This window comes from Dactylosporangium fulvum, from assembly GCF_025137375.1.
Taxonomy (GTDB): Bacteria; Actinomycetota; Actinomycetes; order Mycobacteriales; family Micromonosporaceae; genus Dactylosporangium; species Dactylosporangium fulvum.
In genome coordinates this window covers 5,921,088-5,939,938 of sequence record NZ_CP073720.1, presented here as the reverse complement: position 1 = coordinate 5,939,938, position 18,851 = coordinate 5,921,088, and the positions used below count along the sequence as shown (strand labels likewise).

Genomic DNA, 18,851 nt, shown 5'->3' with positions numbered 1-18,851 from the left:
GGCGGGGATGCGAGAGCGCTCTCACGCTACGAAGCTGTAAGGGTTCTTGTCAATAGACCGGTATCGCTGGTATCGGTCGCGGGGACCGGCCGGCCGCAACAACCCCGGCGGCCGGCCGGGCGCACCCCACGGGCGCACCGTCGCGTCGCCCGGCGCAGCTTCGCGAGCTGTCGCCCGCACCCGGGTCAGTGCGCGGTGAACCCGCCGTCGACCGGGAGGGTGACGCCGGTGATGTAGGCGCCGGCGTCGGAGGCCAGAAGCAGCAGCGCGCCGACCACGTCGGACTCCTCGGCGAGCCGGCCGAGAGGCGTGCGTGCCTGGTACCGCCGGACGAACGACGCCGGCTGGGTGCCGTCGGCGAGCCCTCCGGGGGCCAGGCAGTTCACCCTGATGCCGTGCGGCCCGAGCTGGCAGGCGAGATGACGGGTCATCCCGATCATGCCGGCCTTGTCGTAGGCGTAGAACAGCGGCATCGTCATCTCGGTGCCGGTGTAGAGGCTGAAGTCGGGCCCGGTGATGCCGTAGATCGACCCGATGTTCACGATCGCTCCGCCGGTGCCCCGGCGAATCATCGCCTCGGCCACAGCCTGCGTGACGAGGAACAGGCCCCGGGAGTTGGCGGCGGACGTCGCGTCCCAGTCGGCCGCGGTCGTGGTGGCCAGGTCGCCGCCCTGCCGGTGGACGGCGTTGTTCACCAGCACATCGATGCCGGGCAGCGCGGGGTCCAGCCGGCCGAGCAGGCCGGCGACGGAGTCCGGATCCGACAGGTCGAGGTTGACGCCCGAGGCCGCGAGGCCGGCGGCGCGCAGCTGCTCCGCCGCCGCGTCGGCCCGGTGCCGGGACCGCGACGTGATGACCACGTGCGCACCGGCTTCGGCCAGCGCCCGGGCGATCGGGGTGCCGTAGAGGCCCGTTCCGCCGGTGACGACGGCTGTCTTCCCGGCGAGTGAGAACACGTCGAACACGGTCACCCGGTCGCCTCCTCCGGCTGGGCCCCGCGTCGCCCGGGCCCGGACGGCAGGCTGTCGAGCAGCTCGTCGATGCCGGCCGTCCACAGTTCCGGCGGGCGGGGATCGGTCAGGTTTCGCAGTGCTCCGCCGTCCTTCCAGCCGGCGCCCGTGGCGACGAGCACCGCCCGCGATCCGGCGGGCAACCGGCCGGCTTCGGCGTCGGCGAGCAGGCCGGCGAGGGCGGTCGCGCCGGCCGGTTCGACGAACACTCCGTTGCGGATCAGTCGCGCGTGCGCGGCCATCACCTGGTCGTCGGTCACTTCCGTCAGGTGGCCGGCGGAGCCGGCGACCGCCTGCGGCACGTCGTCGTCGAACAGCGTGGCGACCTGGAGCCCGGAGACCACGGTCGTGCTGGGCCGGGTCAGGACGCCGGGCCCGCCGGCGAGGGCGTCGCGGACGGTCGGGCATCCGCTGGGCTGCACCGCGACAAGCCGGGGGACCGCCCCGGCAAGGTCCCGGTATCCGCGCCACAACGACGCGTAGAGTCCGCCCCCGCCCACCGGCGCGTAGACGTGGGTCGTGGCGGCGGCCTGTTCGGCCAGCTCGTAGGCGATCGTCCGGGCGCCGGTCATCATCTCCGGGGCGTAGCGGCCCCCGGTCAGGAACGGGAGGTAGCCGTGCCGGGCCCCGGCTGCCCGTACTTCCTCGGCGAGCAACCGCGTCGTCCGCGGGTCGTGCCCGAGTCCTTCGACCAGGTGGACGGTCGCGCCGGTGGACCGGATCTGGACGAGCTTCTCCGGTGGCGTGGTCACCAGGGCGAGCAGGACCACGTGGCGACCGGCGCGTGCCCCGTAGGCGGAGGCGGCGGCGCCGCCGTTGCCGGAGGAGGTGCCCAGCACGCCGAGCAGCGACCGTTCCCGGACCAGGGACAGCGCCACGGCCGCGATGCGGTCCTTGAACGAACCGGTCGGATTGAGGTGTTCGCACTTGACGTGGACGGTGACGCCGGGCAGCGCGAGCGTCTCGGTGATGTCCAGCAGCGGGGTGTCGCCCTCGCCCAGGCTGACGGCATGGCGGCGGTCGCGCAGGGGCAGCAGGTCGCCCCAGCGCCAGATGCCTGTGGCCCGGCCGGCGGTGGACGGCGGCATCAGGCGACCACGCGGATCGGGGTGGTGGTGCGCGGCAGCGTCGACAGGTCGACCGGGCAGACGCCCGGTGTGGCGACCTCGATCGCCCGCGCCGCGTCGGGGAACGCCGATCGCCAGGCCACCGCACCCTTCGCCACGATGATCGGCACGGTGGCGGGGTCGATGCCCACCGAGGTCAGGTGTTCCCGGTGGAACGGCGGTGTCGCCCGTTCGGTGACGACGACGCGCAGCCCGCGGCTGCGGAGCACCGCCGTCGTGCCCATGCTGAAGGACTGGCCGGTCATCCAGGTGCCGGTTGTCGTGTAGGTGCCGTCGGTGACGGTGATGATCTCCGCGGTGAGTGCCACGGGCGTGCCGTGCCGGTCGTCGGCCTTCGCTCCGATTTCGGCCGAGATGGTCCTTCCGACGCCGAGTTCGGCCGCGCGGCGGGCCACCTCGGCGTCGGCGATCACGACCACCGCGTCCGGGGCGTCCTGGGCGATGAGCTCGGCCAGGAGGGCCGTGCCGTCTCCCGGGCTGCCGCCCCCGATGTTGTCGGCGACGTCGGCGAGCACGACCGGGCGTGCGGCCTGTGGAGCCGCGGACGCCGCCAGGGCCTCCCGCACGGCCGTGGTGGCGTCGGGCCGGCGGGTGTCGAAGTCGGCGGCGTGCGACTCGATGTCGGCGAGCGTGTCGTTGGCCACCCGCCGCGCGTCGGCGGCCAGGTGCGCGTCGGCGACGACGAGGACGCTGATGCCGGCACGGTCGACGTCGCTGTAGGCGAAGCCGGGGGTGAGCGAGATGCGGGCGATTCCGGCGGCCTCGGCGCGCGCCTTGGCCCGGGCGAGCAGGCCCCGCATCGGTTCGGCGTCGGTGGACTGGGACAGCGGGCAGGTCAGCAGTGGCGTCTTGGCCACGGTGGTGGTGAGCGCCCGCCCGTTGACAGCCTCCGCGAGCAGGGCGGCGGCCTCGCGCCCGCGCTCCCACATGTCGACGTGCGGGTAGGTGTCGTAGGCGAGCACGACCGTGCACGCGGCGACGAACGCCGGCGACGGGTTGGCGTGCAGGTCGAGCACCGCCGCGACGGGGACGTCGCCGACGATCGTGCGGATGTGCCGCACGATCAGTGCCTCGACGTCGGGGGCCCCGGCCGCCACCATCGCGCCGTGCAGGTTGAGCAGCACGCCGTCGAACGGGGCGGGCCGCGCCGCGGCCGCGAGTGCTCCGGTCAGCCGGTCCACCAGGGCGATGAGTGTTTCCGCTGATGCGGGCCCCGACGGCCAGGCGCCGGCGGAGTGGACCGGCACCGGGTCGAGCTCGGTCGCGGCCAGGAACCCGCTGATGACCGATCGGTCGCCGGCGTGGTGGCGGCGGACGTCGTCGCCGGAGACCAGTTCGAACGCCTCGAACGCGGCGAGATCTGCCGGGTTGGGGCCGTAGGTGTTGGTCTCGTGCCACAGGCCGAGCACCGCGACGCGGGGGAGTGTCATGACTGTCCCTCGCGTTGGCGTGGGGCTTCGGCGGCACGGGCACCGTCCGCCGCATCGGCGGCGATCGCGCGGTCGAACCGCTCGAGGGTGTCGGCGAGCTCGGCCTGGCCGTGCGCCGCCGAGCAGTACCAGATGCCGCGACCGGCGACCCAGATGCCGTGGCGGGCGAGGGTACGGCTGAACCGGGCGTACCGGTCGAGGTCGAGCGATTGCAGGGTGGCGTGGTCGACGACGGTCGTCTCCGCGGCACCGTCGCGGCGGAACGACACGTGGAAGGCGGCCGGCAGTCCGTGGACGTTCAGTGGCACGCCATGGCGGTGCCCGAGCTCGCGGAGGCCGTCGATGAGCGCGCCGCCGTGCTCCTCGACAGACGCGTACGGCGGTGCCTGCCGCAGCACGTCCATTGTGGACGACACCGCCGCCGCCGCCATGACCGAGGCGTTGAACGTGCCGGAATGGTTGACCCGGCCGGTGCCGAACTGTTCCAGCAGTTCCCGGCGGCCGGCGATCGCGGCGACCGGCCATCCGCCGGCGAGGGCCTTGCCGTAGATGGCGAGGTCGGGGGTGACGCCGAAACGCTGGGCGGCTCCGCCGAACGCGAGGCGGAACCCGGTGACCACCTCGTCGAAGATCAGCACCGTGCCGTTGGCGGTGCACAGCTCCCGCAACCGCTCGAGGAAGCCGGGCTGCGGCGCGATCGCCCCGCTGTTGCACATCATCGGCTCCAGGATGACCGCGGCGATCTCGCCAGGGTGTGCGCTGAACTGCCGCTCCAGCGCCACGCTGTCGTTGAACGGGGTGATCAGCCAGTCGGCCAGGTATTCCGGTGGTTGGCCGGCGGAACCGGGGCGAGGGCCGTCGGGTCCGTGTGCCATCAGCACGGTGTCCAGCCAGCCGTGGTACTGCCCGGCGAACCCGATCACCCGCCGTCGTCCTGTCGCCGCCCGGGCCAGCCGCAGGGCGGCCTGGACGGCCTCGGTCCCGGAGACACCGAGCCGGGCCATGTCGGCCCAGCCGATCGCGGCGAGCAGCTTCTCGACCGCCTCGACCTCGAGGGCGTGCTGGGCTCCGAACACCATCCCGCGGCTGACCGCGGCGGTGACCGCGGCGTTCACCTGCGGGTGGGCGTGGCCGAGGAACGCCGGCCCTTGGCCCAGCAGGTAGTCCACGTATTCGTTGCCGTCGACGTCCCACAGTCGTGGGCCGCTGCCGCGTTCGAAGAACGTCCGGGACGCGGCGAGCCGGACGTTGGAGTTGACGCCGCCGGGAAGCACGGCGGCCGCACGCGCGGCGAGGCCGGCGTCGCCGGTGTCGCGGCGGACTGCCTGGTCCGCGGTCATCGTGCGTCGTCCGGAGTGTCGGGTGCCGCGGGCGGGATCCACAGCACGGCGTCGACCTCGATGTCGAAGCCGGGCAACGCGACCGGGACGGTGGTGCGGGCGGGGTGCGGTGCGGTCAGGCGCTCGGCGCAGACCGCGTTCCATTCCGTGAAATGGTCCAGGGAGCTGAGGTAGCAGCCGATCCGGACGGTGTGGGCCAGGGTCGTGCCGGCGGCCGCGGCGAGGGCCGCGATGTTGTCGAAGACGGCGTCGGCCTGGCTACGGAAGGCGGGCCCCACCATGGTGCCGTCGGGACGGAACGGGCCCTGTCCGGAGACGAACAGAAGGTCGCCGACCCGCACGGCGGGACTGTAGGGACCGGCCGCGGGACCGATGTCGGGACTTGTCACGGGCGTTGGGTGCCACACGAAGACCACCGTTTCATTAGATGCAATTGTCGTTCCGTTTCGACACACTAGCCGCCGCGGTGCGGGGGCCGTCAACCCCCGCGAGGCGGTTCGAATGATCGCAACGGGGCGGCGGCACGGAACCGCGCGGCATCAGTGCGGCACGTCGCGCACCGCGGCGACCAGCGGCCCCATCTGCTTGCGGAGCAGGTGCGCGATCCGCTGGGCGTCCTCCGACGCGAACCGCGACGCGGGCGCGCTGAGGCTCAGCGCGGCCGGGACGGCGACGCCGTCGATGGGCACGGCCACGCACCGGCCGTCCGGCTGGTTCTCGCAGTCGTCGAGTCCGTAGCCGCGCTCCGCGGTGATCTTGACCTCCGCCAGGAACCCGTCGACGGTCGTGATGGTGTCGGCGGTGAACGCGGGCATGCCGGCCTGCTCGAGGATGCTGAGCAGGCGGCTCTCCGGGATCTGCGCGGCCATGACCTTGCCGCTCGCGGTGGAGTGGACGCACGCGCGCTCGCCCCGGCTGGCGGCCAGCCGCACCCGGCGGGCGCTCTCGACCACCTCGACGTGCACGACCTCCGTGCCGTCGAGGGCGGCGAAGTTCATCGTCTCCTCGAAGCGGTCGCGCAGCTTGACCAGGTGCGGCAGCACCGCCTCGCGCAGCGCCGCGAGGTAGTCGAAGCGCTGCGGCCGGAACGCGAGTCCCAGGCGGTAGGTGCCGTCGGACAGGTCGCGTTCGACGTAGTTGCGCGCCTCCAGGGCCGACAGGTACCGCAGCGCGGAACTCTTGGGCAAGGACACCGTCTCGGCGAGGGCGGCCAGCGACACCCCCGTGGCCGGCTGTCGCTGCAGGGCGTCCAGCAGGTCGCACACCCGGTCCACCGCACGGATGGGGTACGCCGCGCCGGTCTGGCCTGCGGCGTCGTCATCACGCATCGTCTTTCTGCCTCCATTCGACGTTGGCTCAATGACCGCTGCTCACTGTGCACCAAGCGGGTTTCGAGGATTGACATGATGCAGGCGGGAGACTAGAAGGTATACCACGTGCTAGAACGATGATTTCATTCTTGTCTTCGCGAGAGACCGACTCGCGGTCGAACGGTGGCGGCCCGCCCACGCCGATACAAGGGAGCCCGATGTGACGCCGAGCGCGTGGTCGTCGAAGAGGAGGGCGCGTGACCCGCGTCCCGCCGCAGGTCGCCGGGAGCCGGCGATGACCTGGCCCGCCCCGGTGCGGCTCACTCCCCGGGTGACCCTGGTGGGCAGCGGCAGCCTCGGGTTCGGGCTCACCGACGCGCACGACTCGCACGTGTACCTGCTCGACGGCGTCACCGACGCCGTGCTGGTCGACGCCGGCTGCGGCCTGGCCTCGGCGCGGATCGCCGCCAACGTGCGGGCCTGCCTCGGCGCCAGGCCGGTGTCCCGGATCTACCTGACACACGCCCACGCGGATCACGCGGGAGGCGCCGCCGACCTCGCCGAACAGCTCGGCGCGACGGTGCTGGCCCTCGCCCCGGCCGCGGCGATCGTCGCCACCGCGGACGAGGAGGCGTCGGGTCTGCGTACGGCGCGGCAGGCCGGCGTCTATCCGGAAGGGCTGCGGCCCGCTCCGGTTCCGGTGACCCCGGCCGACCCGGGGGACGTAGCCGTCGGCAAGGTGACGCTGGAGGTCCACCCCACGCCGGGACATGCCGCCGGCCACTGCTGCTTCAGCGTGCGCGACGCCGGCACGCGCACCCTGTTCAGCGGCGACCTGGTGTTCTCGCGCGGCAGGGTGGCCGTCCTGGCCACGGCGGACAGCGACCTGCGGGAGCTGGACCGCAGCCTGCGGGCCATGGCCGCGCTGGCGCCGGACGTGCTGCTGCCGGGGCACGGCACGCCGGTACTGCGAGAGGCGCACACGCACCTGCAAACGGCCGTGTCGCATCTGGACCGCGCCGAACTGCCACCGGGGCTGCTGTCATGACCGGTGGGCGCATGACCGCGCCGCGGCCGCTGGGCGGCAAGGTCGCCGTCGTGACCGGGGGAGCGACCGGGATCGGCGCTGCGGTCGTGGCCCGCCTGGCCGACGACGGCGCGGACGTCGTCCTGGGCGCGCTGACCGCGGCCGAAGGCGAGGCCGCCGCCACCCGGCTGCGCCGCGACGGGCGCGAGATCGTCCCGGTCGGCGCGGACCTCGCCACCGCCGAGGGGTGCCGGACGCTGATCGACGCCGCCGTCCACCACAAGGGACGCATCGACATCCTGGTGAACAACGCCGGCATCACCGGTCCGCCGGCTGTCGCCGAGTTCACCGAGTACGACGACGCCCGCCTCGACGCCGTCATCGACGTCAACCTCAAGGCCCCGTTCCGCTGCGCGCGGGCAGCGGTACCGCACATGGCTCCCGGCTCGGTCATCGTCAACATCACCAGCGTCGCCGCGTACGCCGCGCAGGTGAACGCCTCCGCCTACGTGGCGGCGAAGGCGGGACTGGCCGGCCTGACCCGGGCCCTCGGCTTCGAGTTGGCGGGGCGCGGCATCCGGGCGGTTCACGTCGCACCCGGCGACATCCAGGTGCAGCCGGACGCTCCCGCCGCGCAGCCCGGCCCTTTCGACCGCCGCACCCCGCTGGGCCGGCGCGGCGATCCGGCCGAGGTCGCCGCGGCCGTCGCCTGGCTCTGCACCGTGGAGGCGGCGTTCGTGACCGGCACCGGGCTGGTCGTCGACGGCGGATGGATCTCGTACTGATGGCGGCGAGCGTACGGAGGGCGTCACGATGCTGGTCGGCATAAGCGGACTCGGCTCCATCGGGCTGCAGCACATCGGTGCGTTCGCCCAGCTGCCGGACGTCCGGGTGGTCGCGTTCGACCCCGACCCGCGACGAAGAGCCGCGGCGGCCGCCCGCCCGGTCGTGGACCGTGTCGTCGCCGACTTCACGGAACTGGTCGAGGCGGAGCCCGACGCGCTGGTGATCGCCGGACCCGATCACGTCCATGTGTCCCAGCTGCGGGTCGCTGCCGACCGGCACCGGCCGGTGCTGGTGGAAAAGCCGGTGGCCGCGAGTCTCGCCGAGGCGCGGGAAGCGGCCGAGGCCGTCGCGGCGACCGGGACGCCCGCGCTGGTGGGCTACGTGCTGCGCCACCGGCTGGTCGTGCAGCGCACCCGGCAGCTGCTCGCCGACGGCGAGATCGGCGAACCCGTGGCCGTGCACGTGATGCTCGGCGCCTACGGCACCATCGAGGCGGCCGTCTCCCGGTTCCGCACCGACGAACCCGACCGGCTGTACCGCGACTACTCCCATGAATGGGACTACCTGCGGTGGTTCTTCGGCCCGATCAGCCGGGCCTTCGGCGCCGCCCGGACCGTCAGGTCGGTGCCGCACGTCGAGTCGCCCAACTGTGTCGACGGCCTGCTCGAGTTCGCGTCCGGCCTGCGCGCCACCTTCCATCTCGACTACCTCGAACCGCTGGGCACCCGCACCGTGCAGGTGCTCGGCACCGGCGGTTCGCTCCTGGCCGACCTCGGCCGCGGCACGATCGCGGTCCGGGCCGGCTCGGCCGACCGGGTGGTGCTCCATGAGCTGCCCGAGCCGGCCGCCGCGGCGCTCGCCCGCCAGGCCGCGCACCTCGTCGCGGTCTGCCGCGGGGAGGTCCCGCCGCAGGTGACACTCGCCGACGGCGTCGCCGCGCTCGCCGCGTCCGAGGCGGTCCGCCGCGCGACCGCCACCCACGTGTGGCAGGACCTGCCGACGTTCCGCTGACCCGGCACCCGGGCAGCTCGCTCAGATCTCAAGATCTTCCGTGGCGCGGCCCGACGAGTTGGGCGACCGCGCCGGAGTTGCCGAAGGCAGGCCCGGTCCGGGCCTGCCTTCGGTGAACGGTGCCGGCGACGCGGCGGTCGGTCAGCGGACCACTCGGCACACCAGCGCGTCCGCGCTGCCGCGGATCGCGCTCATGACCACGTCCGAGGTGAGGTACTTGCAGGCGAGGTACGGGTCGCCGGTCCCGACGTACTGCAGCGGTGTGCCCGAGCCGGTGTAGCAGCGCAGCCCGGAGCTCTCGTAGAAGCCGATCCAGGCGGTGGGATACCGGGAATGGCAGTAGTCGCCGATGGACAGCGGACCGAACGGCAGGTCCACGACCGCCGCCTGGGCGGGTGCGGCGACCGCGAACGTTGCCGCGCAGGCCAGCATCGCGCCGGCGGCGAGGGTCAGGAGACGTCGAAGCACGGGGTACCTCCACACGTACGACGATGGGAAGAACGCCTTGAGGAGTCGATCGCGGCGCCGGATCGATTATCAAATAGGAAGCTTTCTTTATCAATGGCTTCCGATCTCTGGCGAGACGTCGGCTTCGCGTTCAGGACAGCCGCCGGCAACGTCGACAGCACGGCCGGCAAGGTCCGCGGGCGCCGGAAGCCGTGCCGCTGCACGACGCTGCGGCATACGGGGGAAGCGCCGCCTTTTGCGGAATATTCGGGGAATACTGCGAAACGCTCGACGACAGCAGCCACCTACGGCCGCCACGTGCGCTGACGTGTCGCAGAGGGTGGTGGCCGCTGATGCGGGCACGCCCGATGTCGCTGCTGCTACGCCCGAAGCCACCGCTTTCGCTCGGGCTGGCGATGGCTGCCGTGCTCATCGCCCGTGCGCAGCGCACCGCCTCCCGCGCCCGCATCGTCGCCGCGGCCGATGACGCCCGCCGCCGGCTCGAGCGGGATCTGCACGACGGTGCACGGCAACGTCTTGTCTCGCTCGGCCTCGAACTGAGCTATTCCGAGCAACGTGTGCACCGTTTTTGGGCTTCTTGAACGCCACAGTGACGGTGTCGGCTTCGCCTTCGTAGCCCAGATCGCCGATCGTGCGCAGGTCGCCGGCGGTCGCAGCGGGGGCGGGCAGTATCTCGGTGTGCTGCGTAGGGCGGTGGTGTCGTGCTCGGGGCCGGGCGTGGACACCCGGTCGGTCTCGATGAGCGTGCCGTCGATGGTGACGTAGTTGATCTGAGAGAGGACCACCTTCATACCGGGGTTCTGCGTCTTTACGTTGCACCACAACGGCTTGGCGTGTCACCGCACCGAAACAGCGAAGGGCGCAGATCGGGACGAGGCTGCCCGTGCAGTGCCCCATCCACGGCACGCGCAGCACTTTCTCACGCGGGGTTCGCGTCCTGGTGCTGCCGCTGATTATGGGTGTCAGGCGATCCGCGCTGCGATACCAGGCCGTGCTCGTACGCGATGATGACGAGGTGGACACGGTCGCGGGCGTGGAGCTTGGCCAGCAGTCGCGACACGTAGGCCTTCACGGTCGCGCCGCTAATGATCATCGCCTGAGCGATCTCGGCGTTTGACAGCCCGCGGCCGATCAGCGTCAGCACCTCCAGCTCGCGGCCGGTGATTCCCCGGATCTGCTGGGGTGGCGAAGGGGAGGCTGGCTGCGGGCGCGCGGTGAACTCCTCGATCAGCCGGCGGGTGACCTTGGGTGCGATCAGGGCGTCCCCGCCCGCCACGACGCGGACGGCCGCGATGATGTCGTCCAACGCCATGTCTTTGACGAGAAATCCTGAAGCACCTGCGCGCAGGGCTTTGTAGACGTTGTCATCGTCGTCGAAGGTGGTGAGGACGATGACCTGCGGGCCACCGGCCTGATTCGTGATCATGTGAGTGGCCTCGATGCCGTCCATGACCGGCATCCGGATATCCATGACCACAACGTCGGGGCGCAGGTCCCGGACCAGCTGCACCGCCTCGGCGCCGTTGCCGGCCTCGCCGACGATCTCAATGTCGGGGATGTCGGCGATCACCATGACCAGGCCGGCCCGGATCAGCGGCTGGTCGTCGGCGAGCACAACGCGTATCGGCATCAGGTGTCCATCGGGAGCGGAAGGCGGACGGCGACGCGGTAGCCGCCCTCGGGGCGCGGGCCGGCGGAGAAGTCGCCCAGCAGCAGCGTCACCCGGTCGCGCATCCCGGTGATGCCATAGCCGGTGCCGATGGCCTTGCCGCTGCCGGGCATGCCGCCGGACCCGCTGTCGACGATCACGATGGACAGGTCGGCTGGCTGGAAATCCACCGAGACGCGGCACTGCTGGATGCCGGCATGCTTTACCACGTTGGTGACGGCCTCCTGGATGATCCGGAACGCGGACAGGTCGACCTCCGGTGGCAGCGGGCGCCGCTGGCCGCGCCACTCGACATCCACGCGTATGCCGAGGCCCTTCACCTTCTCGACCAGCTTGTCGATATCGCGCAGCCCGGCGAGCGGTGTGTCGGAGCCGCCCGGCTCGGCGTCATGCAGCGCACCGAGCACGCGGCGCAACCCCGCGAGCGTCTCCCGGCTGGCGTCCTCGATCACGCCGATGGCCCTGCGCGCGCCCTCGGGCTGCGTGTCGATGACGCGCCGTGCCGCGCCGGCCTGGATCGCGACTACGCCGATGCTGTGGGCGACCATGTCGTGCAGCTCACGCGCGATCCGCAACCGCTCGGCGGTCACCGCCTGCGTCGCGATCTGAGTACGCATCTGCAGCGCATGGATGCTCTCCCGGTGCCGGGCGTCCCCGATCACCCACGCGACGACGATCATCAGAAGGACGACCGCCTCGACCGACGTGCCGACGTAGAACCGCATGATCACGCGTACGGCGATGTAACCGAAGAGACCCGCGAAGGCCAGCCCCGCGGCAAGCCGCGACGTTCGCCGCGGGTTCGTCGCCGCGATGAAACACAGGGCGACGCAGACCGGTAGGTACTGCTCCGGAGCGATATTCGTCGTATGAAAGGGACCGATAGTCAGCAGCAGCGCGCTCAACACCAGCGTCAGCATCGCCACCAGCGGTCTGCGGGTCAGCAGTCGGCAGGCGATGACGAGAAGGACGACCGCTAGCAGAAACGCCGCCAGTTCGTTGGCGCGCATGCGGAACGGATCGACCTGGATGCTCTTCCAAGGCCCGCCTTCCCACGGCTCCCCCGGCCAGCGGTACTGGACGACGAAGGAGTACAGCGTACTGACGCACCACGTCAGTGCCGTCCAGGTGCCGGGCGTCACACGCTGCAGCAACGTGGCAGGCGGAGACGTTGGCGGAGACGTTGGCGGTGCCATGCGGCGATGGTAGCCGCGCGATCATGCCGCGGCATCAGACCGGGGGTGTACGACCTGGGTCGGCCCCGTGCGGTGAAGTGTGTTCGGCACTCCGATGCGGGTCGGTCGGGGGATCGGCACCGTTGTCCGCGTGACGAACACTGACAATCATGAAGTCGTCGTCCGGCTCACGGACGTGCGGAAGGATTTCGGGAACTACGCGGCCATCGACGGTGTCTGCCTGCAGATCAGCGCAGGCGAATCCGTCGCCATAATGGGGCCATCCGGATCCGGTAAGTCGACACTTCTCAACATGGTGTCCGGGCTCGACCGGCCCACCAGCGGATCGGTCGTCGTCGGCGGACAGGACCTGGGAAGGCTCAACGAGAAGGGCCTCGCGCTGTTCCGCCGCCGGCAGATCGGCATGATCTTCCAGTTCTTCAACCTGCTCGATGACCTGCCCGCCCTGGACAACATCGCCCTTGCCGGGCAGCTGGCCGGATTGCCCGCCTCGGCTGCCCGCGGGCGGGCCAGGGAGCTCATGGGCGAGCTGGGCATCGCCGACCGGACGGACATTTATCCAGCGGCGCTGTCCGGCGGCGAGCGGCAGCGGGTCGCCACGGCCCGGGCCCTGATGAACCGGCCCTCATTACTGCTGGCCGACGAACCGACCGGTGCCCTGGACAGCCGGTCCGGCGGCCAGGTCATCGAGCTGCTGATGGACCTGAACCGGATGGGCCAGACGCTCCTGATCGTCACGCATGACCCGCAGCTGGCCGCTCGGTGCGCGCGCCGGGTCATCGAGGTGGCCGACGGGCGCATCGCCGGAGACCGCATTGCCGGCAGCCCGTCGGTCGCGGCGGCCACACGATGAGGGCGATGTGGCGGGCCGCCCGTGCAGCGGTAAAACGCCGCCGCGTCCAGACGCTGATCCTCGGCGTCGTCGTCATGGTCTCCAGTGCCATGGCCATCGCCACGCTCGGCCTGCTCGCGGCGGTTTCAGGCCCCTTTGACACGGCCTACAACGCTGCGAACGGCGCACACATCGTCGCCGAGTTCGACGGCTCCAAGACGACCGCAGCGCAGATCATCGAAGCGGCGAGAGCTCCAGGCGTCGCGGCGACGGCAGGCCCGTTTCCCGCGGCCGTACTCCACTCCCCGTCGCAGACCGGCGACCGTCCGATCGGGCTGCCCGGTTCGCTGACCGTCGTGGGGCGCGACCGGCCCGACACCGCGGTGGACACCGTCGAGCTGTCCGCAGGCCGCTGGGCGACCGGCCCCGGCGAGATCGTCCTGAACCTGCCGGCCTTCATCGGCCCGAAGCAGATCACGTCGGATCGTCACGTTGTCACCCCGGACGGGGTGAATCTCACCGTCGTCGGGTATGCCACCTCGGTCAGCCAGTCCGCGGGCGGCTGGGTCACCCCGGACCAGGCCCGGGCACTGCATGCGACCTCGCTGCAGATGATGTACCGCTTCACCGACGCCGGCTCCGACTCGGCGCTCACGGCCGGCATGGCCGCCGCCACGAAAGACCTGCCGCCGGATGCCTTGATCGGGACCAGCTCCTACCTGGCCATCAAGGCGAACCTTGCCAAGGGCCCCAACACGTACGTGCCGTTCCTGACGGTCTTCGGCCTCCTGGGCCTGATCGTCTCGGTCCTGATCGTCGGCAACGTGGTCAGCGGCGCTGTCGTCTCGGGGTTCCGGCACATCGGAGTCCTCAAGGCCCTGGGTTTCACCCCGAACCAGGTGACAGCGGTCTATCTCGTCATGGTCACGTTCCCGGCGGCGGTCGGCTGCGTACTCGGCTCGGTCATCGGTGGCATCGCCGGCCGCAAGCTGGTGGACCAGGCATTCTGGGGCATCTTCGGCAGCGACCTCGTCATAGGCAAAGCCAGCATACCGATGTGGGTATATCCGGTCGTCCTGATCGGAATGCCGGTGCTGGTCGCGCTGTCCGCGCTGATCCCGGCGATGCGTGCGCGCCGTCTGCCTGCCGCCGTCGCCATCAGCGCGGGCAGCGCGCAGCAGACCGGACGCGGCCTGGCGGTCCAGCGTAGGCTCGGCGGATCACGCCTGCCGCGCCCAGTGAGCCTCGGCCTCGGCTGGCCCATGGCCCGACCCGGCCGCACGGCCCTGACCCTGTCGACCGTCATGCTCGGCGTCACGACGGTGACGATGGCCCTGGGCATCTCGGCCTCGGTCATCAAGTTCGGCCAAACGCAGAAGCAGACCGACACCATCCAGGTCGCCATCGACGTCAACAATCCTCAGTGGAACCCGCCCGGCCCAGCGCACACCGATGACGAACTCTTCGCATTGCTGCGCGCGCAGCCCGGCACCGTCCACGTGTACGCCGATACCCCGCTGATGACCCGGATGGCCGGCGCGTCGGGCATCATCCGGATGGGCGTCGAACGCGGCGACACAGCACAGTTGCACGGCGAGCTCATTCGCGGACGCTGGATCGAGGCACCCAACGAGGTGGTGGTCTCCTCGGAGTTCTGGCACCTGCACAACGTCGCCCTCGGCGACATGATCACGCTGGACACCAGCGATGGGCCCCAGCCGCAGAAGATCGTCGGCGAGACCGCCGGGGGCTGGGACATCACCAGCCTCGACTGGGACCGGTTCGTCCCACTCAGCCCCGGCAAGCGCGCTCAGAGGTTCTACGTCCAGCTGACGAAGGGCACCGACCCGCAGGCATACACTGCAGCGGTCGCACACCTCGATCCCGGTCTGAACCCTTATGTCAACGGCGGCGCCGACACCCTGGAGAAGGTCATCATCAGCGTGATGTCGACGCTCACCGTGATGCTGATCATCGTCTCCAGCCTCGGCGTGTTCAATACGGTGCTCCTCAATACCCGCGAACGCCGCAAGGACCTAGGGATACTCAAGTCGATCGGCATGACCCCACGCCAGGTGACGGCGATGGTGGTCGCCGCCATGGCGGCGCTCGGAGCGGTCGGCGGGATCATCGGGGTCCCGCTCGGGATGCTCGCGCATCGGATCGTCATCCCGATGACCGGCCGCGGCACCGGGATCGACCTGCCGAACTCGCTATTGCAGGTGTGGAACTGGCCGATGCTGGTACTGCTCGCCTTCGCGGGCTGCGTAATCGCCGCACTGGGTGCCTACCTCCCGGCCCGCGGCGCGGCAAAGGCGCCCGTGGCACAGGTGCTACGCACGGAATAACCCGAGCACTGGACATCCCCGCACCGGCTCCACACCCGGCGGCAGCGTGCCCCACGCTGCCGCCGGTACGCCGTCGTGAGCTGACACAACCACAACGATCACTCACCGTGATCAGCCTATTGCGCGAATGGCTCACTGCGTCTGGTCGAGGCCTCGCTGCCGCCCGAGCTCGGCGTGCCGAGGCAACGGCTGTCCCGCGCCATCGACGGTCTCCAGGACCGCATCGAGACCCTCGGTGGTCACCTCGAGATCGTGAGTCCGCCCGGGAACGGCGCCGCGCTGGTGGCCAGGATTCCGTTCGACGCCGTGTGAACGATCTTGCGGCCTGCTCGCCGCTGTGGGCCGGGCCGGCGGTCGTCCTGTCATAACGCTTCCCGTTCGATGATGCCGTCGACGTGTAGGTCGGCGTGCCGGCGCCACCAGACTTCAAGCGGTCTTGCCGAACGTCACCCGGCACAGCAGATCATCCCGGGGGTATCGGCGACCCACCCGCTCGGGGTGAGCGCTGGGACGACGCACGTGACGGCATTCTTTGCCGGCTCGGGGTCGTGCTTTCCGGCGGACTTCGGCAGTAATCGAAATGCCCCACTGAATACCGAGGTCGGAGATGTGATCTGGATCACAGTGCAGACATTGTTCCGAGTTGGGTGGTGGCGCTGGTCTACATATTGTTCAGCAACGCCGTCTGGCGCTTCTGTTTCCCGGACTCGTGTGTGTCGGGTTCCGGATTCGATCGGTGGGAGCACGGCTGCCTCGGCGGGCAAATTCGATTGACCGAATCATTCCAGTTTTCGGCCCGCATCGGCACCGAGTGGTGTCGCGTGCGGCAATTGCCGATGAAGTTTTCTTGCACAGGTATAACAATGCCCGCCTTTGATCGGCGGTGGTAATTCAGCTGTCTTTCTCGTGATTCGGAGATTGCCCCTTGACTGGCCTCGCCGACTGCAAATCATTTGGTTGTGGCGCGTCCGCGGCCGCCCCTGACGTCGATGTGCTGCCGCAGGTGGATCCACCGGCCCGGAGCCGGCCGTGCCGTGGTTCGGGGTCGGGCCGGTGAGCGGGTCGCCGCACGTGGAGCTGCCGGCGGACGCGAGCCTTCCGGTGTCCGCACCGGACGGCGAACCGGAGACCGCGGCCGGCTCCGTGGAGGTGCTGGAACGAGCACCTCAGTTCACCATCGTCATTCCGACACGCAACGAGTCCGACAACGTGGTGCCGGTGCTGAGCCGGCTGGACGCCGTGTTGACCGATGTGCCGGCCGAGATCCTTTTCGTCGACGACAGTGACGACGGCACGGCGGAGACGATCCGGGCCGCTGCCGTGGATGCCCCGGACCGCATCCGTCTCCTGCATCGCCCTCCGGGCCGGCGGTCCGGTGGTCTGGGGGGCGCCGTGGCCGCCGGTATCACCGCCGCCCGCGCGCCCTGGGTGATCGTGATGGACGGCGACCTGCAGCACCCGCCCGAGGCGCTGCCGGCTGTCGTCGAAGCGGTGAACACCGGCGGGGCCGACGTCGTCGTGGCCACCCGCTACGGCGAATCCGGCAACGCCGGCGGCCTCGGCGGTCCGGTCCGGCGCCTGGTCTCACGGATGTCCGGCCGTCTCGCCAGGCTGACCTTCCCGCGCCGCCTGTGGCCCGTCACCGATCCCATGAGCGGTTTCTTCGCGGTGCGGCGGGAGGCGGTCGACACGGAGCTGCGCCCGAACGGGTTCAAGATCCTGCTCGAGATCGTCGTCCGCAGCCGCATCCGGCGAATCGCCGAGGTTCCGTACACCTTCCAGCCTCGGCAGGCAGGAGCGAGCAAAGCGTCCGTCCGCGAAGGCTTCCGCTTCGCCCGCCACCTGGTTCGGCTGCGCGCGCAGACTGCGGTCCGCCCGTCGTCGAAGACCGGGCGGATGGTGGGCTTCGCCGTGGCCGGAGCGTCCGGCGTCGTCGTGAACTCGGCGTTGCTGTGGATGCTCACCCACTGGCTCGCGGTGTCCTACCTGGCCGCCGCGGTCGTGTCCACGCAGGCGGCCATCGTGTGGAACTTCGCCGTCATCGACCGCCTCGTCATGCCGAGCGTCGAGCACCGCGCACGCCGGCGGTTCGGGCGTTTCTGGCTGCTCAGCAACGCACTCCTCCCACTGCACCTCGCCGTGCTCGCAGGGCTGGTCCAGGGCCTGCGGCTGCACTACCTCGCGGCCAACGTGGCGGCCATCGTGACCGTCTTCGTCGTCCGGTACGCGGCCGTGAGCCGGTGGATCTACGGCGGCCGCACCTCGGTGATGGCCTCGGCCGTCGCACGGATGACCGTTGCCGCCCGCCGGTCGGTCCGGGTGCGGGTGGTGCTCGCGTGCCTGTTCACGGTGGCGGCGTTTCCGGGCGCGGCCGCGCAGATGTCCGCGGACCTGCGATCCGGTGCGCCGGCGGTACCGCTGATGATCCCCCTGGCGGCGGCCCTCGCCCTGCTGGTGGGCCGGCTCAGGCCGGCCGCGGCGGAGCCGGAGGTCCACGATCGGCAGGTGGACGGCCTGATCGCGGCGGGGCTGCTCGGGACGGCCGGCGCGCTGACCGTGTTCGCACCCGACGGCGTGGCGACATCAGGCTGGCTGTTGCTCGCCGCGGTGGCCTTCCTCGGCGGCGCCACCGTCCTGCTGCTGGGCACCAGGGCCGCCGCCCGGTTGCGCTGGGCGCTGGTGCTGCCACTGGTGGCGGTGGTCGCGTCCGCACCGGCGCTGCGACACGTCGGCGTATCGGCGGTGATGAACGGCGCGGCGTTCGTCAGCGCGCCGTTCACCGACCGGGTGGGCCCGGGCGGGCTGGCCGTACGGTACGCCGGGCAGCATCTGGTCCTCACGGAATCCGCCGTCCCGGCAGCAGCCCTGCCGGGCGCGCTCCTGAGCGTGCTGCTCGCCGGGCTGTCCTGCTTCGGCGCAACGCGTCGCCTCCTGGCCAAGGTGCTGATCGCGTCGGCCGCGGTCGTCGCCACGGCGGTCCTCGGCCTCGTCTGCGTCCTGCTGGCCGGCCGGTGGTTCGGCCCCGGCGCCTTCCGGGTGGCCACGGTGACAGTCGCGCTCGACCTGGTGCTGGCCGCCGCGATCGCGGCCTTCGCGTGGCGATGGTCGCGGGCGGTCGCGGCGCCACGAACCGGCGAGCGCCACTACGTGCCCCGGGCACGGCTCGCCGTGGCCGCGCTGACCCTGGTCGCCGCCGGCCTCGGCGGCTCCGCGCTGGTGCCGGTCACGGCACCGGTCTTCACCACAATCTTCGATCACCTCGTGCTGCGTTGATCAACACGCGGCAATCGCATCCAC

Annotated in this window: 17 protein-coding genes; 8 read left to right on the top strand and 9 right to left on the bottom strand. The window is 71.1% G+C overall.

Annotated features, from left to right (window positions below):
• Positions 1 to 185: 185 nt before the first annotated feature.
• The 6 genes from Dfulv_RS27855 to Dfulv_RS27830 all read right to left on the bottom strand — a co-directional run bounded on the left by Dfulv_RS27855 (position 186) and on the right by Dfulv_RS27830 (position 6,235).
• Positions 186 to 971: an SDR family NAD(P)-dependent oxidoreductase gene (locus Dfulv_RS27855; protein ID WP_259856445.1), complete on the bottom strand. Its 786-nt coding sequence runs from the start codon at positions 969 to 971 to the stop codon at positions 186 to 188.
• On the bottom strand, positions 968 to 2,098 hold the full coding sequence (locus Dfulv_RS27850; RefSeq protein WP_259856443.1) for a pyridoxal-phosphate dependent enzyme: 1,131 nt from the start codon (positions 2,096 to 2,098) through the stop codon (positions 968 to 970). Before Dfulv_RS27850 ends, Dfulv_RS27855 begins: the two co-directional genes overlap by 4 nt.
• On the bottom strand, positions 2,098 to 3,567 hold the full coding sequence (locus Dfulv_RS27845) for a M81 family metallopeptidase (protein ID WP_259856442.1): 1,470 nt from the start codon (positions 3,565 to 3,567) through the stop codon (positions 2,098 to 2,100). The genes Dfulv_RS27850 and Dfulv_RS27845 overlap by 1 nt, the downstream gene beginning before the upstream one ends.
• The gene (locus Dfulv_RS27840; RefSeq protein WP_259856440.1) at positions 3,564 to 4,907 is read right to left on the bottom strand and encodes an aspartate aminotransferase family protein; all 1,344 of its coding nucleotides are present in this window, start codon (positions 4,905 to 4,907) and stop codon (positions 3,564 to 3,566) included. Before Dfulv_RS27840 ends, Dfulv_RS27845 begins: the two co-directional genes overlap by 4 nt.
• Positions 4,904 to 5,296 carry a RidA family protein gene (locus tag Dfulv_RS27835; protein WP_259856438.1) on the bottom strand — a complete coding sequence of 131 codons (393 nt, stop codon included), beginning with the start codon at positions 5,294 to 5,296 and terminating at the stop codon, positions 4,904 to 4,906. Before Dfulv_RS27835 ends, Dfulv_RS27840 begins: the two co-directional genes overlap by 4 nt.
• A 150-nt stretch (positions 5,297 to 5,446) precedes the next feature.
• Positions 5,447 to 6,235, bottom strand: coding sequence for an IclR family transcriptional regulator (locus Dfulv_RS27830; RefSeq protein WP_259856437.1), 789 nt, complete (start codon positions 6,233 to 6,235; stop codon positions 5,447 to 5,449).
• A gap of 277 nt (positions 6,236 to 6,512) precedes the next feature.
• Here Dfulv_RS27830 and Dfulv_RS27825 point away from each other — a divergent pair, with 277 nt between their 5' ends.
• Genes Dfulv_RS27825 through Dfulv_RS27815 form a run of 3 tightly spaced genes read left to right on the top strand, consistent with a single transcriptional unit; the run spans position 6,513 to position 9,041 of the window.
• Positions 6,513 to 7,265: an MBL fold metallo-hydrolase gene (locus Dfulv_RS27825; RefSeq protein WP_259856436.1), complete on the top strand. Its 753-nt coding sequence runs from the start codon at positions 6,513 to 6,515 to the stop codon at positions 7,263 to 7,265.
• A gap of 11 nt (positions 7,266 to 7,276) precedes the next feature.
• Positions 7,277 to 8,029 carry an SDR family NAD(P)-dependent oxidoreductase gene (locus Dfulv_RS27820; protein ID WP_259856435.1) on the top strand — a complete coding sequence of 251 codons (753 nt, stop codon included), beginning with the start codon at positions 7,277 to 7,279 and terminating at the stop codon, positions 8,027 to 8,029.
• Between the two features lie 28 nt (positions 8,030 to 8,057).
• Positions 8,058 to 9,041 (top strand): Gfo/Idh/MocA family protein, encoded by a 984-nt coding sequence (locus Dfulv_RS27815; RefSeq protein ID WP_259856434.1) that lies wholly within the window; start codon positions 8,058 to 8,060, stop codon positions 9,039 to 9,041.
• A 141-nt stretch (positions 9,042 to 9,182) separates the two neighbouring features.
• On the opposite strand, the gene Dfulv_RS27810 is transcribed toward Dfulv_RS27815, so the two are convergent.
• Positions 9,183 to 9,509 carry a hypothetical protein gene (locus Dfulv_RS27810; RefSeq protein WP_259856433.1) on the bottom strand — a complete coding sequence of 109 codons (327 nt, stop codon included), beginning with the start codon at positions 9,507 to 9,509 and terminating at the stop codon, positions 9,183 to 9,185.
• A 347-nt stretch (positions 9,510 to 9,856) separates the two neighbouring features.
• Here Dfulv_RS27810 and Dfulv_RS27805 point away from each other — a divergent pair, with 347 nt between their 5' ends.
• Positions 9,857 to 10,090, top strand: a complete 234-nt coding sequence (locus Dfulv_RS27805; protein WP_259856432.1) for a histidine kinase — start codon at positions 9,857 to 9,859, stop codon at positions 10,088 to 10,090.
• Between the two features lie 338 nt (positions 10,091 to 10,428).
• Here the strand turns inward: Dfulv_RS27805 and Dfulv_RS27800 are convergent, their stop codons facing one another.
• Positions 10,429 to 11,139 carry a response regulator transcription factor gene (locus Dfulv_RS27800; RefSeq protein ID WP_259856431.1) on the bottom strand — a complete coding sequence of 237 codons (711 nt, stop codon included), beginning with the start codon at positions 11,137 to 11,139 and terminating at the stop codon, positions 10,429 to 10,431.
• Positions 11,139 to 12,332, bottom strand: coding sequence for a sensor histidine kinase (locus Dfulv_RS27795; protein WP_259856430.1), 1,194 nt, complete (start codon positions 12,330 to 12,332; stop codon positions 11,139 to 11,141). The genes Dfulv_RS27800 and Dfulv_RS27795 overlap by 1 nt, the downstream gene beginning before the upstream one ends.
• A gap of 136 nt (positions 12,333 to 12,468) precedes the next feature.
• Between Dfulv_RS27795 and Dfulv_RS27790 the strand changes: the two genes are divergently transcribed.
• From Dfulv_RS27790 to Dfulv_RS27775, 4 genes are all read left to right on the top strand, one after another.
• Positions 12,469 to 13,227, top strand: coding sequence for an ABC transporter ATP-binding protein (locus Dfulv_RS27790; protein WP_406567841.1), 759 nt, complete (start codon positions 12,469 to 12,471; stop codon positions 13,225 to 13,227).
• 5 nt (positions 13,228 to 13,232) lie between these two features.
• Positions 13,233 to 15,554: an ABC transporter permease gene (locus Dfulv_RS27785; RefSeq protein ID WP_259856429.1), complete on the top strand. Its 2,322-nt coding sequence runs from the start codon at positions 13,233 to 13,235 to the stop codon at positions 15,552 to 15,554.
• 174 nt (positions 15,555 to 15,728) lie between these two features.
• Entirely contained in the window at positions 15,729 to 15,866 is a 138-nt protein-coding gene (locus Dfulv_RS27780; protein ID WP_259856428.1) for a hypothetical protein, read from the top strand.
• Positions 15,867 to 16,583: 717 nt separating this feature from the next.
• Complete coding sequence (locus tag Dfulv_RS27775; RefSeq protein ID WP_259856427.1) at positions 16,584 to 18,827, top strand: glycosyltransferase family 2 protein; 2,244 nt, start codon at positions 16,584 to 16,586, stop codon at positions 18,825 to 18,827.
• Positions 18,828 to 18,851: the final 24 nt, after the last annotated feature.